Source organism: Gilvimarinus sp. 2_MG-2023 (genome assembly GCF_030547685.1).
GTDB lineage: Bacteria > Pseudomonadota > Gammaproteobacteria > Pseudomonadales > Cellvibrionaceae > Gilvimarinus.
In genome coordinates this window covers 1-15,560 of sequence record NZ_JAUOQM010000002.1, presented here as the reverse complement: position 1 = coordinate 15,560, position 15,560 = coordinate 1, and the positions used below count along the sequence as shown (strand labels likewise).

The following is a 15,560-nucleotide window of genomic DNA, read 5'->3' as shown; positions in this document are numbered from 1 at the left end:
GCTTGAATTCGGGAACCCGAAGGGCTGAGATGTGCGGGGTGAGTTTCTTGGGTACTTCTTTGCTCACCAAAGAAGTACCTCGCCCGCCGGGCGAAATCCGGCACATACTCAAGAGCGACTGTTTTTTCAGCAAAATTAAAACAATTAACAGGTCGAAACATTTAACTTAGATGCCCTCTGTCGCCGGGCAGGCGAATTCCTTCTTGTGACGCGACAAGAAGGAATCAAGGTCGCTCCAGCGCTCAGCCCAGGCTGCCTTCTCTGCCTCTGTGAGGCATTCACCTTGTCCATGCGCCCACGACATTAGTGAATCCATTCACGTCAAAGCGCGCCCCGATGATTGGGCCCTGCGGGCTACCTTCGCTACAGCCAATGCTAGCGGTCGGCCTAAATCGCGCTTCCATGCGCGCTTATGCCTTTCGCACACGTCCTGTGCGCTCAACCACTACCATTGACCTACACTCAGCACAATCATAAGGGGAAGGAATGAATCGCCCGCCTGGCGATAGAGGACAAAGGTAAAAAAGCTAGATGTCTGATGTCTGACGCAAAAACAAAAACCGAGACCAATCCCTCTACTTTAAATACCGCTGCTCCAACGCCTGATAAACCGCTTTGGAAAACCCCTCTGCCGCGGCGTCCAGCTCGGCAACAACCTCTACCAGGTGTTCGTTGTCTTCGCGCCCGTCAGCCCACAGCTTGCGGTAGGTACCGTTTTTGTAGCCGTTGTCCTGGCGGAAAAAGTTGAGAACATTTTTGCCCACATAGCGGCGGTAGAGTTCGGCGTAATCCATACCGATACCGGCCAGTAAGCGGCCAAATAAGGCGAGGTGAAATTGTTGATCGGCCAGTGTGGCGGCGGTAAAGGTTTCGACATCCAGCAGAAGGTCGGGCTGATCGGTTTCGATAATCAACTCGCGGGCCACTTGCTCGGCGATGGCATCCGGGCTCGCCCCGCTCTGCAGTAAAATACTGAGGCCAAAATGCCAAATATCCACTAGCTCCAGGGCCACTTGTTCGGTGTCTGGGGTTTGGTGTTTCCACCACTTCCAGCCGTAGTGGTCCATTAATTCACCGCATTCAATCCAAATGGCCCGGTACCAGGCATTGCCCTGCGCGCGCCAGTCGGGGTGAACCTTGCTGTTCATGTCATCTTGCAATTGCAGCATGGCGAGGGTTTGCTGCTTGATGGTTTGCTGTTCGATGGTTTCCTGCGACACGGGGCGTCCTCAGCGGTTTTTATTGGGGTCGGTAAGCTTGCGCCCGGTTAAACAGGCGATAAAAGTTTTCGGTGGTGATGTCGGCCAACTCTTGATAAGAGATGCCTTTAATATCGGCGACAAACTCCGCCACTTCGCGCACATTTTTCGGCTCATTGGGCTTGCCGCGGTAAGGCACGGGCGCCAAATAGGGCGAATCGGTTTCCACCAGCAGGCGATCCAGTGGCATTTGACGTGCGACCTCTTGCAGCTCTTTGGCGTTTTTGAAGGTAACAATGCCCGACAGGGAAATATAGTAGTTCAGGTCCATGGCCGCTTTGGCCATTTCCCAGCTTTCGGTAAAGCAGTGCAGAACACCGGCGTGCTCGGGATTGCCGTGCGCCTTGATTAAATCGAGGGTGTCTTGCCGGGCATCGCGGGTGTGAACCACCACTGGCAGGCCCACCTCTCCGGCCACCTCTAGGTGCAGGGCAAAGCTCTCTTTTTGTGCCTGCATCGAGTCGGTTTCGTGATAGTAATCCAGGCCTGTTTCGCCGATGGCGACCACTTTGTCGCGCCCTGCCCATTCGGTGAGCTGTTCGCGCGTGGCGGTGCCGGCACTGACATCGCAGGGGTGAACCCCGGCCGAGGCGAGGACGGTGGGATGCTGGTGGGCGATATCAATAACGGTTTCGACGTTATCCAGGCTGATACTTATGCACAGCATTTGGCCGATGCCGCGCTCGTGGGCGGCATCGATGGCGCCCTGCAGTTGGCCATCGTAGGGTTCGAGTTTAAGACGGTCTAAATGACAATGGGAATCCACTAGCATAGGCTTGCTAATCGTCAGGTTGGTGACAAGAAAGTAGCGGGTCTACATGGTGTGAGTCGGGCGTTCCGACTCCAGCGAGCCCGCGAGATAGTTTTCGATTTTGGTCACCGCGGTATTGTCTTCGTCGGTGAACTGAACGCCAATACCCGCCGCGCGGTTACCCTGCGCGCCTTTTGGCGTCACCCAAACGACCTTACCGGCCACTGGGATTTTCTCTGGCTCATCCATAAGGTTGAGCAGCATAAAGACTTCATCGCCCAACTTATAGGCCTTACCTGTGGGAATAAACAGGCCGCCATTTTGCACAAAGGGCATATAGGCGGCGTAGAGTACCGCCTTGTCCTTGATGGTCAGCGAAAGAATGCCGTTACGGGCGCCGCCTAGTGCTTGCATGGGTCAGGATTCCAAGTTCATTCGATTGCTTAACACTAATCCATAAGTCATTGACTGTCCAGCCTATTTGAGGGTTGCGGGGCACTAATCGGCCCCGACTAGCGCTCAGTCTTTTAAAGCATCAGACAGTAAGCCAATGGATAGCGCGTACTTAAACGCCGGGTTAAAACTCATTAGAGTGCAAAAGTTGCGATACACAATATAACCGCGTTTATCACCCTTATCGGCGACAATTAAAGCCGCGGGAATGGATACATCGGGTAAGTCGGAGCCATCGGCGCGGCGCACCCCCAACTCTTGCCACCTTTTTAGATCACGCCAAGCGCCCATAGTCTTAAAGCGCTTACAGTCGGCATCCGGCGTCAAGCCGTCACCCTGAGGCTTCATCAAGGCCGCCTCACCTCCGGGCGGCAAGCTGACGGGCCGCCCCCAGGTTTGATCATTGCGCCAGCCGCGTACCTTAAAATAATGAGCTATTGAAGCAAACACGTCGGCTTCGGTATTCCAAATATCTTTTTTGCCATCGCCATTAAAATCTTGGGCATACTCTAGGTAGCTGGTGGGCATAAACTGGGGTTGTCCCAAAGCGCCGGCCCAAGAGCTTTTTAATTCGGCCATGGTGGGAAAGCCGCTATCGAGCATTTTAAGTGCGGCTAAAAACTCTTTGCGAAAGTAGGCACCGCGGCGCTTGTCGTAGGCGAGCGTGGCCAATACATTAAAGGCCGACTCTTTTAAAGGGAAGCTGCCGTAGTTGGTCTCCATTCCCCAAATGGCCAATAAAAAGCGCGGTTGTACGCCGTATTTATCCGCCACCTGCTGCAGTACATCACGATGTTTTTTAGCTAGTTTGCGACCTTTCGATTTTTTCCAATCACTCAAACGACGACTGAGATAGTGATCATAGGTTTCTACCACCTCGGCCTGAGAGCGGTCATTTTTAATGATGCGCTTAACCGGTGGGGTGATGCCGGTGAATGCTTGATCAAGTGTCTTTTCACTGATGCCCTGCCCGGCCGCATCATTGCGCAGCTGCTCTAGCCATTGGTAAAACTCGGCATCGTGCTCGCTCGCGGTCTCGGCTTTCACCCAGCCACTGAGCAGACAGCTGGCTATCAGCGCCAATGCGCCCAAAATGTTTTTGCGCTCGGCATTACCGGCCGACAAATAAGACTTCATACACATCATCCACATTGTTACGATCGCAACTGGCGGTTTTTAAGCAATACCCCCCAGTCCATCAAGAGTTCTTCTAATAATAGTTGTTTATTGGGGTTGGCCCCACTGGCCAACCGCTTTTTGCAGCTGAGCAGTTTTTCCTGAAAACGGTGCAACAGTGCCGGCTGCATAGTGTGCAGGGTTTGCTTGATAGCGGTATCGAGCTGTTCGATATGAGGCACTTCGGCGCCAACCTGCCAACAGGTTAAATCGTGTAACCAGCTAATCAGCCAATTCACCTGTTCGGTCACATCACCTTTTTGCCACTGAGCCGCCACATTAATAGCATCGGCTTGGCCCAAGGTTAAGCGGCCAATATCATTCAACCACGATTGTTGTTGCTCGAGGGCATCGCTGTGTACTAAATCCCGCGCCCGAAGCGGCGCGCCCCGTGCCAAGACCAATAGATCTTTAGCATTGTAATCAGTGCCCGAGACCAGCGGTGTGAGCCAGTGCAGACTTTGCTCTGCCGATGGTATGGCAAGCGACCTAATTTGGCAGCGGCTGCGTATGGTGGGTAATACTGCGCTAGGGGCATCTGTCACCAGCACCAGCAGGGTTTTTTGTGCGGGCTCTTCCAAGGTTTTTAACAGCGCGTTGGCCGCATTATTGTTCATGGCCTCGGCAGGCTCTAGCACCACCACTTTGTAACCGGACTGCTGAGCGGTTTTCCCCTGAGTCTCAGCTAGGGCGCGAATATCGTCCACTCGAATGGCTTTACCCGGCTCCTCTGGGGTTACTAGGGCAAAATCTGGGTGTGTGCCGGCTTTATTCAACTCGCAGGATTTGCAGTGGCCACAGGCCGACTCGGAGCGCGGCGACTGACACAATAAGTACTGGGCCATCACCCGGGCAAAATGCCGCTTGCCTAAGCCTCTGGGGCCGGCCAGCATCACCGCATGGGGCAGGCGGTTATCCAGCAACTGCTGGTAAAAGCTCTGCCAAAGACTTTGTTGCCACGGGTAAGGTAGGGCTGGGAAATCACTCATTCGTATTTAATTACCAACTTCTTGAAGGGGGAGCTTATCAAGCCACTGCACGATTTGCGATAATAGCCGACCTATATTTTTGTAAGAGTTTACTAATGACGCCCTGTACCGCTCACTCTATACCCATTGTTTGGCAAGACAACGACCTATTAGTGGTTAACAAACCCTCGGGCTTGCTTACTGTACCGGGGCGTGGACCAGAAAAACAAGACTGCCTCATTAACCGACTGTTAGTGGACTTCCCCAATAGCCGCATTGTGCACAGACTGGATCAGCCAACCTCTGGGCTGGTGCTCATTCCGCAAAACCATCATGCCCATAAAACCCTCGGCCGGCAATTCGAAACACGCACTATCAGTAAGCAGTATATCGCCGTGGTGGACGGTTGCCTAAAACTAGACAGCGGCGAGATTGACTTGCCACTGATTTGTGACTGGCCCAATCGCCCGCGTCAAATGGTCGACCATGAAAATGGTAAAAATGCCCTAACCCGCTACCAGGTGTTGGATCGCTGTGAGGCCAAGGGCAACACAAGGCTAGCCCTAACACCAGTTACCGGGCGTTCACATCAATTGCGGGTGCATATGCTGGCACTCGGCCACCCTATTTTAGGCGATACGCTCTACGCCCCCGAGCCGGTAATCGCTCGCGCCTCGCGCTTGCAATTACACGCTCGGCACATTGAGTTTACCCACCCGGTAAGCGACGAAAAGATTTTTGTGACCTGCGAACCGTCGTTTTAACTCACCTTTTATCGTTTTTTCACGGCTCTTTTTGTATTCACAAGCTCAGATGATTCACGTATTATCGCGCCCTTTTTTGCGGTAGTTCACAAAAATTCGGAGCAACGGAATGAAAAAACCACTATTAGCACTGTTAATTACCGGTGTATCTATGGGTGTTTATGCGGCGGGCGACAGCAATGGCCGCACCAGTGGCAGAGCCGATAGCGCATACAGTACCGGGGACTTTATTGACGGCGCACTTTTAAACCCTAGTCTGGCCGCCAACTTTCGCGAGGGTGACAATTTTGCCCTGAATATAAACCTAGGCGGATTTGCAGCCGACCCAAGCGAGCTGATCGACAACGGCAGCGATTTAAACGACCTACTCGACCGATACGAATACCCGCGTGAACTCAGCAGCCTTGATGCCAGCGACATCAGTAATTACCTAGACCAAATCGAAGGCACCCAGGCCTACCTCACCGGCGGCGGCAATCTAGCCTTGGCTTTCCCCAACCAAATCCTGTCGGCCACAGTTTTTGTGCGTACCGACGTTAAGGCCGGTGTACTGCCCAGCATAGATGAACAGGACCACAACACCCTTTCAACGCAGACCGCAGAAAGGTTTCAGTCCTCCGAGCTAAATTCTGAGGTAGCAGTGCGTGGCTCAATGGTTACCGAGGTCGGTATCGCGCTGGCGCAAACCTATCACTTCACCGAGACGGGCCATTGGCTCTTAGGGGTAACCCCCAAACAAGTGAGAGCGGAAACTTTTTACTATGTCGATAAGTTGGGCACGTTCGACGAAGACAATATTGATAAGGATGAACAAACCATCGATAAAACATTTTTTAGCATGGATGCCGGTGTGACCTATATTAAAGGCAACGCTCGTTACGCCATGATCATTAACAACCTGATAGGGCAAAACATTGACAGCCTTGCCCCCAGTGAACAACTTACCATTGAGCGGCAAGTCGTAGCGGCGGCAGGTTTCCGCTTGCCCTGGGTTGATCTGGATGGCGCGGTCGAGCTGACCGGTGCCAGACAGTTCGCACTGGCCAACGATACGCAAATTGCCCGTGTGGGCGCGGTTTTTGGCCCGCAAAGCTGGGCTCGTTTACGCCTGGGTTATAAAACAGATTTGCAAGACACTTTGGAAGACACCTACAGCTTAGGCTTGGGCTTGGCACCTTTCGATGCAGTTAACCTCGACCTATCTGTCACCAGCGGCAAAGACAACACCTACGGCGCCTCGGCGCAACTGGGTGTGCGCTTCTAACCGGGCTTTGCCAAGCTCTGCGCCAAACGGATGAGAGCTTGGTGAATATCACGCTGCACAGCCTCCAGTGGTTGGCCGGCGTCAATTTGAACATAGCGCTCGGGTGCCTGCTCGATGCGCTGCTGATACCCCTGCCGCACCCGATTAAAAAAAGCGATATCTTCGCGCTCAAAGCGATCCAGCTCGGCCCGGGCGGCCGCCCTTGCCAAACCGACCTCGGGCTCAATATCCAACACAATAGTCAAGTCGGGGCGCAAATCGCCCTGTACCTGTTGCTCAAGGGCACTGATCAATTGTGTATCAAGCCCTCTGCCGCCGCCCTGATAAGCAAAAGTGGCATCGGTAAAGCGATCGCACAATACCCACTCGCCCCGATTCAAAGCCGGTACAATTACCTGATTTAAATGCTGGGCGCGCGCGGCAAACACCAATAGTAACTCGGCGGCAGGGTCAACCGGCTCACTGCGCTGAGCCAGCAGCAACTCCCGCACCTCTTCGGCCAGCGGCGTGCCACCGGGCTCGCGACTGACTAGCACGCCATGCCCTTCGGCTTCAATCCATTGCTTTACAAACGCCAGGTTCGTACTTTTACCCACTCCTTCAGTGCCTTCAACGGTAATAAACCGACCTTTATGCGTCACTGGTAGCCCCTATATGACAGCGCGCGCAAAGAAAGGCTTGCCCTCCCCTGCGGTTAAGGTTCATTGCCACTTTTCGCGCTGCTGTGTCATTAATGATGTATATGCCAATTCCGAATTTTACACACTGTCTTCAACAATCACGAGCTAGATACTCTGTACACCCTTAAAAAAGATTGACCACTGCCTTTACGCCCAGAACCTTTCGCCCAATCTTTACACTGTAAATTCAGTATGATGCAAATTACCATTATAGTAGTGCACTTCATTCAGAATAAGTTAAAGTGAGCAGGCCTAGCGCAATGCGGGGCTCAGCTGTAGTGGTTAGATCATTGAACTTTCGTTATTATCTTTGGCTTGGGACCTCCTCCCCAAAATCAGCCTTATTACAACAACGTCAACGAGTGCCTTTTTATTAAAGGCCCAAATCTTGTTAGATTTTCTTAGTTGTTAGCCATGCCGGGGGATATCAATTTTCGACTTCTGGTATGCTGCACAAAATTTTTACGGATATTGGTAAATGCAGATTTTTGTTTTCTCCTATAATCGTGGCCCATTTCTTGAGAACTGTATTCGTTCCATTGAGGCCTGCGCACCACAATGTAAGTTGACGATTATTGACGATGGCAGTGACGACCCGAATACACGTCAAGTGCTGGCAAGCATTCGTGAGCGCCACCAGGTGGTGGAGAACACCGCGGATTCGGGCCACAAACTCGGCGGGCTCTATGCCAATATGCAGGCAGCCTATGAGATGGCCACCGGTGACGAGCTAATCTGCTTCTTGCAGGACGACACCCAGATGGTGCGTCCGTTAACCGATACGGATCTGATTGATCTGCGCAACAGTTTTGACCAACAGCCAGATCTCGGATTTATCTCTCCAGCGTTTGTCCGGGGTATCTCCATCAAAAAACCGGCAAACCGGGATTTTCGTTTTGATTTAGAACGTAATTTTTGGTTTTGGTACCCACGCAAACGCTCCACCGGGACTTGGTTTTCAGCATTGTTGATTGCCGACCCCGCCCGCTTGCGCAAAGTGGATTGGCATTTTGAGGTGGGCGAGTCAGTCAACAATCACAAAGCGGCGAAAATATTCTGCCGTATGGCACGTATGCGCGCACCGTTCTCTATGTGGTTACCTAATGGGCGCGCCTATCGCGGCAAACAAAAATCGTTGGCGCTGAGGTTTGGCGAGTGGTCGCGCCGCTGCGGCCTGTATCCTCTGGAAGTCATGAGTGACAAAGAGGTGCAGACATTAAAGACTGCGGAGCCCGCGCGTCTGCCGGTCGCTGAAGATTTTCTGAAAACCACACACGGTCGCATCAAATTGCCTTGGGCCTATGACCCCATGCAGGGCGCAGGCTGGCTAAAATCACTAGACCGCCTGGAGCGCAAGCTGCGGGGGCTTTTTAAATGACCCACTGACTTGGCACTGTAAAATTTCAGTGCCAAGTATTAAATGAAAAGAAGCAGTTTATCAACCAGCTCACTGCGCAGCGCTTGCGGTAAACTCCCGAACATTCTCAGCCAGAGGCGTGCCACCGGGCTCGCGACGAACCAGCACGCTAAGGCCTTCGGTTTCAATCCCTTACTTTACCAGCCCCAGGCTCATATTTTTGCTCACCCCTTCGGTGCCTTTCAGCCATAAACCGACAATTAAAGGTCGCTAGCAGACCCTATGTAACCGCGCTCCCGCAAAGGCATATCCCCTCCAACGGTTAACGTTTCTCGCGCACCTGCGTATGTGTTGGTCTCGTTTACCTGTCCTGAACTTTCACAGCACTGAGTTTTACACACTGTCGACGACAAACGCGAGCCGGCAACCCTCTTAAAAAGGTCGAATTGCGATTTTCAAATCAAATCTTTACACCGATAACTTTACACAGTAAACTTTACATCGTTAACTCAATAACGTGACATCTTGCCGCGACGGCAGTGCACTTCAATCAGGAGGATGCAAAGTGAACAGGTTTATTGCAATGTGGGCCTCGGCGGTCGTACGCGGTAGAGGTTGGGTCATTACACTCGCCGTTATCGCCTTTGGTCTGGCGTTTATTCCCATGAATAATCTTTACTACGACAATGCTAACGAGCGCTTTTTTGTGGAAGGCGACCCCAATTTAGCGGCCTTTAATCAATTGCTCGAACTGTTTGGGGATATTGAATACCTGTCGGTGGGATTAACCGCCCACAGTGATGAGGATGTGTTTAGTCAAACCAATCTGCGCATCATCAATGACATCACAGAGTTTTTAGAAGATCAGCCCGAGATCACTCAAGTTCGCTCTCTCAGTCAATATGAATACACCCACTCGGACGGTGCCATGATGGCGACCGACGAGCTGATCGAGGATATTAACGCACCCTACGACCGCGAGCGCGCACGCGAGTTGATCGCCCACCAACCCATGGCTTTGGGTAGCCTTGTTACCGAGGATTTAGCCCACACACGGGTGGTCGCGCGGGTACGCTATCAAGTCGGCCGCAACGATAACAAAATGACCCTAATGGCAAACTTTCGCGAATTTATTGCGGCGCAAGGCTACGCCGAACAAGGGGTCAATTTGCACTTAAGTGGTCAGCCGGTTTTTACCGAGCAGTTTGAGGTATTGAGCAAACGCGACCAGAGTTGGATTAATCCCACCATGGCCGTGGTGATGATTATTATTCTGTTTTTTAGTTTTCGCTCCTGGCTTGCCATGCTGCTGCCCTGGGTGGTGATTGGCACCAGCATCGTTTATGTAACAGGTATTCAAGGAGTCATGGTTTGGCCCCACTCGGTGGTGGAATCGGCTCTGGTTCCGGCCCTTATTATTATCGGCATCGGTATTTCCGTGCATGTGCTGGTAGAGTTTTACCACGCACGCAGTGAAAACTTATCGCCACAAGAGGCGGCGGAAAAAACCATACAGCGCTTATGGACCCCCGCCTTTTACACAGCACTGACCACGGCGGCTGGATTTCTGGCGCTAAGCGTTACCGAATTATTGCCCGTTAAACAATTTGCCTGGCTCGGTGCCATTGGCGCGATGATGCTATTTTTTGTCGCCTTTACCCTGCTGCCCGCACTGCTGAGCTTTGTCAAAGGTTTCTCCACCAAAACGGACAGAGCAGTCAACAGCGGGCTTATGGCCGCGCTTACCCACCGACTTCCGGACTTTACCCTGCGTTATCGTAAACCGCTGCTATTTCTGGGGGTAGGTTTATTAATCGGCAGTCTTGTTTTGGTGCCACAACTAAAAGTCGACTCCAACTTTATTACATACTTTAAAGAGGGCAATCAAACCCGGTTGGATTTGGAATACTTTGACAATACCTATACCGGCATTCAAAACATTGATGTGATTATCGACAGTGGTACAGAGGGCGGTATTCACGAACCCGACTTTTTACAGCAGGTGGATGCTTTACAACAGTGGCTGGAAGCTTTGCCGGAAACAGGAGCGGTCAACTCACTGGTAGACTTCCACCGGGAAATTAACCAAGCCTTGCACTTTGATGCCCCCAATTGGTATCAACTGCCAACGGACCGGCAAATGGCGGCGCAATTTTTGTTGCTATACGACAACACCGGCGCAGAGGAAGACCTGACCGACACCAAAGATTTTTACGAGCGCTATCTACGTTTAGCCGTTCCGATTAAAAATCTGGATGCCAGTACCACCCGCACGCTGCTTAATAACATCGAGCAGCGCTTAGCCGAACACCACCCGACTCTAAAGGCCCAACTCACCGGCTCGCTGGTGATGTACAACGCCCAGGACATTTATATTAACGAGGGTATGACAAAGTCCTTTGCGGTGGCCCTGGCAATCATCGGCTTGAGCTTTATTGTGCTGTTTCGCTCTGTCAAATACGGTTTGATTGCGTTGATTCCAAGCGTGGTGCCTATTTTAATCACCGGCGCGCTATTGGTAACCCTGGGCATTCCACTCAACCTGGGCACCATGATTGTCGGCGCGATGACCATGGGCATTGCGGTGGACGATGCCATTCACGTAATGAACCGGTACCTGAGAGCCAAACAAGAGGGCTACAACACTCGTGATGCCATCGCTCAGGCGATGAATCAAGCCGGACGTGCGGTTATTTTCACCTCTATTGTTTTGGTGTGTGGGTTTAGCGTTATGTTGCTGGGCTCATTTATTCCCTACATCTACACCGGACTTTTTGCAGCCACAATTATGGCGTTAGCACTGCTGGGGGATTTATTGTTTTTACCCGCCCTTTTATTTGTTATTGACCGTCCAACCAAAACCCACGCTTCGGCGACCACCCAACTGCGAGAGGAACACGCCCAATGATGTCTCGATATACCGCCTGCTTATTAATGCTCACACTGTCAACCGGCGCCATGGCGACGGCATCAGCTGCAACCATGACGGCCCGGGAAATAGCGGTTAAATCCGACACCCGCTATACCGGCGACTCTTCGCGCGCCGACGCGCAGCTGATTTTAATTGATCGCAAAGGGCGCGAACGGGTACGCGATATTCGCACCTACACTCTGGACAATGCTGAGATGGAAAAATCCATTTCGTTTTTTGTGTCGCCGACCGATGTGGCCGGAACGACGTATATGAATTACGACTACGAAGACGGTCGCGACGATGACTCTTGGCTGTACTTACCTGCACTGAAACAAGTGCGTCGCGTTGCCGCGGGCGATAAGTCTGGCTCGTTTATGGGCAGTGACTTTACCTACTCTGACATTAACGGTGTCAATACCGACTGGTATAACTACACCATGCTGGACGCCAACGCGGAGGTGGATGGCGTGCCGGTCTGGAAAATAGAGTCCACCCCTAAGCCGGAGTTTGCCGATAAGGTCGAGGGCGAAACCGGCTATATCAAATCTCACCTGTGGATTCGCAAAGATAATTTTGTTCAGGTTCAGGGCCAAATCTGGACCGAGCGCAAGGGCTGGGTCAAATTCTTCAGCGCACAACAGCTGGAAGAAATAGACGGTATCTGGACGCCCTTGCGGCTGCAGATGATCAGCGTGCGCAATAACGAAAAAGAGCACGCCAGTGTTTTTCAGTTCAGCAATTATGTGTATAACCAACACACCGATGAGGAACTGTTCACCACTCAAAGCATGCAGCGCGGTATCCAATGAACAAAGCACCAGCCTCATTAACTGTCGCCACACTGAGTTTATTGAGCAGCCTGGCGTGGCCACAGGACTTTTTTGATTCTGTGGCCACACAGACCTCAACCGATGAACTCGACCTGGACAGCCCCTGGACACACCGCACCTGGCTGCAACAAAAAACCGGCTACGGCTGGCATACACCCGGTGTAGCCGCCAGCCGCGATCAAGCCGCCCTTACTCGCACCGAATCTCAATTGTTTGGGGAAGTCGGTTGGCGGCAAAACACCTGGCGCTTACAGGCGTCGGGCTCATTACTCCATGACTGGTTGCCCGATTTAGAAAACTGGGGTGCCTTCTCCGGTTATGACTTCACCGAACAGCAGAACCAACAGCGGCGCTGGCGCCTGCAGTTGGCCGACACCTTTGTCGAATGGCAGGATAACGATTGGTGGGTAAAGGCCGGCTACCAAACGCTCGCGTGGGGAGAGTCTGAGTCACTGAAGATTACCGACGTGCTAGCGCGCCGGGATCAGCGCTGGCCGGGACAGGCGGATCTGGAAAAACTGCGTCTACCCGTGCCCGCGGTACAAGTGACCTGGAACAACCAACTTGACTGGGTCACACTGATTCATCCCCTACCCGACCGTATGCCCGCAGCGGGCGATGAGTTCGACCCTTACGTTGAGCTGCGTCAGCAGCAATCGGAGTTAAACCTTATTCAAGAGCATGAAACCCGCCCGGGCTTCGCTATCCGTTGGCGTCAGCAGTGGCAAGGGTTGGATGCACAGTGGATGCTGGCCGATGTCACCAGCTACGAGAGCGAGCTCACCGTTTTTAATACCGGCCCCCTCGGCGCCGACGTGCACCTGTCCCCCTGGCGCCAACAAGTTCTGGGGGGCAGTGCTCAATGGGTAAAGGGCAGCTGGCTGCTAAGAACCGAACAGGCACTGCACAATAACGTTCGGGTCACTCAGCAAAACCCACAAGCTCCCTGGCAGAAAACCCGCCAGTGGCGTGGCATGCTCGGGGCTGATTTTAACGGTATTAGCGATCTACTCATATCCGCCGAGTATAGCTGGTTGTATATTAAAAACCGCATCCCAACTCTGGGCGAACAACGCTATCAACCCGCAGCGTCAGGGCGTATCCAATACACACTCTATAATGACCGATTGACCCTGGAGGCTTACGCACAGTCGATTACCGGTGACGAGGGCAGCCTGATTCGTTTACAGGCAGACTGGACCGTGTCCGATAACTTTAGTGTGTCGCTTAGCGCGATTGAGTACGATGCCCAACAAGCAGACCTGCTCCACCCCTATCGCCACAACGACAGTCTGCTGTTGAGTATGCGCTGGGGGCTTTAACTGGGTCGAATTTCGTTTACGGTAAGCGCATCTGTTATCATATGGTATTGCAACAACAAGCATATCTTATGAGCTCTAACACCCCAACAGAACGCAAAAGCACGTATCACCACGGCAATTTGCGCGAGTCACTTCTGGCTGAGGCTCTGGCCTTTCTTGAATCAGAAAGCCTGGAAGGCCTCAGCCTGCGCACCTTGGCAAAACGGGTGGGCGTCAGCCCCACTGCCGTTTACAGCCATTTTGCCGATAAGGTAGAGCTTATCATTGATGTGCGAACACGCGGCTTTACCATGCTATCCGAGTACCTGAGCGCCGCGCTCGCGCGTGAGCCAGATGCCAGCGGTGAACGCCGGGTCTACCTGCTGGGCATTGCCTACATGCACTTTGCTCAAGAAAAATCCAACCTGTTTGACACCCTCTTTTCCTGGACGCCCGACTTTGAGCGGATTAAGCCAGAATGTATTGAAGCCGGGGTTGATAGTGTGGAGATCCTGCGCGAAGCCATCATCGATATGCTGCATGAAAATGGGCTACCGGCGACGGACTACCCAGCATCGGTAAGCTCTTTGAGCTCCTGGTCGCTGATCCACGGCCTTACCATGCTGGTAAAAACCGGCAGTATCGAAGGTGCGGTCTTTTGCGGCCATTGGTCCTCTGACTTTTCGGAGCAGTCCCCCGAAACTCAACAACGTGTATTCGATCATTTATTAACCATTGAAATCGAAGGAATTAAAGCCGCAGCCCACAAACTCACGCCTTAAACCCCACCGCGCGTGACTAATTCGCCCAATCCTCGGTTTTGTGCACCGTGAAGATTTACTCACAGGCCCGCTAACCGTATCATTACGCCTTTTGCATCCACCGTACAATGAGGCCAAGCGCATGATCACGCTGCACACGAACCAAGGCGACATCACCCTAGAACTGGACTTTGAAAAAGCTCCTAAAACAGCGGCTAATTTCAAGCAATACGCCGAGGACGGATTTTTCAGCGGTACCATCTTTCACCGCGTCATTGACGGCTTTATGGTTCAAGGCGGTGGCATGACCGAAGACATGCAACAAAAGCCCACCCGCGACCCGATTGAAAACGAAGCCGACAACGGCTTAAAAAACGATCAATACACCGTAGCTATGGCCCGCACTGGCGACCCCCACAGCGCCACCGCTCAGTTTTTTATCAATGTTAAAGACAACGGCTTTTTAAACCACACAGGCAAAAATGCTCAGGGCTGGGGTTACTGTGTCTTCGGCAAAGTCACCGAAGGCACTGAAGTTGTTGATAAACTTAAAGGCGTAGCCACCGGCTCTAAAGGTTTCCACCAAGACGTTCCGGTTGAAGCCATTGTGATTGAAAAAGTCACTGTTGCCGACTAAACCACTATGACCATTTTCTTTATTTCCGACCTACACCTGCACGCCTCGCGACCCGAGGCGACACAGGCTTTCTATAAGTTTTTGACCGAGCAAGCTGCCAGCGCTGAAGCCCTTTATATTTTGGGCGATTTTTTCGATGCCTGGATTGGTGACGACGATGACGCCCCTCTGGCCGCCGAAGTCGCCGCCAAACTCAAAGCTTTGAGTGAGAGCGGTACGAAGGTTTTCCTAATGCACGGCAACCGCGATTTTTTGCTGGGGCAAAAATTTGTCCGCAGTGCCGGTGCCGCCTTGCTTGAAGACCCGACCGTTATCGATTTGTACGGCACTCGCACTCTACTGATGCACGGCGATAGCTTATGTACCCAAGACACCGAGTACATGGCTATGCGCCAACAATTGCGCTCAGAGGCTTGGCAGGCACAAGTGTTGGCCCAGCCAATCA

At 52.4% G+C, this 15,560-nt stretch carries 15 protein-coding genes; 9 read left to right on the top strand and 6 right to left on the bottom strand.

What is annotated here, in order from left to right; translation table 11 throughout:
• Window positions 1-575: 575 nt before the first annotated feature.
• The 5 genes from Q4526_RS00090 to Q4526_RS00070 form a co-directional block, all read right to left on the bottom strand.
• Window positions 576-1,169, bottom strand: coding sequence for a dUTP diphosphatase (locus Q4526_RS00090; RefSeq protein ID WP_215974648.1), 594 nt, complete (start codon window positions 1,167-1,169; stop codon window positions 576-578).
• Between the two features lie 70 nt (window positions 1,170-1,239).
• Window positions 1,240-2,031 (bottom strand): TatD family hydrolase, encoded by a 792-nt coding sequence (locus Q4526_RS00085; RefSeq protein ID WP_215974646.1) that lies wholly within the window; start codon window positions 2,029-2,031, stop codon window positions 1,240-1,242.
• A 42-nt stretch (window positions 2,032-2,073) separates the two neighbouring features.
• Complete coding sequence (locus Q4526_RS00080; RefSeq protein ID WP_215974645.1) at window positions 2,074-2,424, bottom strand: PilZ domain-containing protein; 351 nt, start codon at window positions 2,422-2,424, stop codon at window positions 2,074-2,076.
• A 105-nt stretch (window positions 2,425-2,529) separates the two neighbouring features.
• On the bottom strand, window positions 2,530-3,600 hold the full coding sequence (locus tag Q4526_RS00075; RefSeq protein ID WP_215974644.1) for a lytic transglycosylase domain-containing protein: 1,071 nt from the start codon (window positions 3,598-3,600) through the stop codon (window positions 2,530-2,532).
• A gap of 17 nt (window positions 3,601-3,617) precedes the next feature.
• Window positions 3,618-4,628, bottom strand: coding sequence for a DNA polymerase III subunit delta' (locus tag Q4526_RS00070; protein ID WP_215974643.1), 1,011 nt, complete (start codon window positions 4,626-4,628; stop codon window positions 3,618-3,620).
• Window positions 4,629-4,723: 95 nt separating this feature from the next.
• Here Q4526_RS00070 and Q4526_RS00065 point away from each other — a divergent pair, with 95 nt between their 5' ends.
• Together Q4526_RS00065 and traF are read left to right on the top strand one after the other, a co-directional pair.
• Window positions 4,724-5,371, top strand: coding sequence for an RluA family pseudouridine synthase (locus Q4526_RS00065; protein WP_215974642.1), 648 nt, complete (start codon window positions 4,724-4,726; stop codon window positions 5,369-5,371).
• A gap of 109 nt (window positions 5,372-5,480) precedes the next feature.
• On the top strand, window positions 5,481-6,635 hold the full coding sequence (gene traF / locus Q4526_RS00060; protein ID WP_215974641.1) for a conjugal transfer protein TraF: 1,155 nt from the start codon (window positions 5,481-5,483) through the stop codon (window positions 6,633-6,635).
• Here traF and tmk read toward each other — a convergent pair.
• The gene (tmk, locus tag Q4526_RS00055) at window positions 6,632-7,276 is read right to left on the bottom strand and encodes a dTMP kinase (RefSeq protein ID WP_215974640.1); all 645 of its coding nucleotides are present in this window, start codon (window positions 7,274-7,276) and stop codon (window positions 6,632-6,634) included. The genes traF and tmk overlap by 4 nt on opposite strands.
• A gap of 517 nt (window positions 7,277-7,793) precedes the next feature.
• On the opposite strand from tmk, the gene Q4526_RS00050 reads away from it, so the two are divergent.
• The 7 genes from Q4526_RS00050 to Q4526_RS00020 all read left to right on the top strand — a co-directional run.
• On the top strand, window positions 7,794-8,693 hold the full coding sequence (locus Q4526_RS00050; RefSeq protein WP_215974639.1) for a glycosyltransferase family A protein: 900 nt from the start codon (window positions 7,794-7,796) through the stop codon (window positions 8,691-8,693).
• 544 nt (window positions 8,694-9,237) lie between these two features.
• Entirely contained in the window at window positions 9,238-11,580 is a 2,343-nt protein-coding gene (locus tag Q4526_RS00045) for an RND family transporter (RefSeq protein WP_215974638.1), read from the top strand.
• Window positions 11,577-12,395 (top strand): outer membrane lipoprotein-sorting protein, encoded by an 819-nt coding sequence (locus Q4526_RS00040; RefSeq protein WP_303609481.1) that lies wholly within the window; start codon window positions 11,577-11,579, stop codon window positions 12,393-12,395. The genes Q4526_RS00045 and Q4526_RS00040 overlap by 4 nt, the downstream gene beginning before the upstream one ends.
• Window positions 12,392-13,738 carry a DUF1302 family protein gene (locus Q4526_RS00035; protein ID WP_215974637.1) on the top strand — a complete coding sequence of 449 codons (1,347 nt, stop codon included), beginning with the start codon at window positions 12,392-12,394 and terminating at the stop codon, window positions 13,736-13,738. The genes Q4526_RS00040 and Q4526_RS00035 overlap by 4 nt, the downstream gene beginning before the upstream one ends.
• A 68-nt stretch (window positions 13,739-13,806) precedes the next feature.
• Complete coding sequence (locus Q4526_RS00030) at window positions 13,807-14,499, top strand: TetR/AcrR family transcriptional regulator (protein WP_215974636.1); 693 nt, start codon at window positions 13,807-13,809, stop codon at window positions 14,497-14,499.
• 121 nt (window positions 14,500-14,620) lie between these two features.
• Window positions 14,621-15,115 carry a peptidylprolyl isomerase gene (locus Q4526_RS00025; RefSeq protein WP_215974635.1) on the top strand — a complete coding sequence of 165 codons (495 nt, stop codon included), beginning with the start codon at window positions 14,621-14,623 and terminating at the stop codon, window positions 15,113-15,115.
• Between the two features lie 6 nt (window positions 15,116-15,121).
• A partial coding sequence (locus tag Q4526_RS00020) for a UDP-2,3-diacylglucosamine diphosphatase (protein ID WP_215974634.1) occupies window positions 15,122-15,560 on the top strand: 439 nt, incomplete at its 3' end.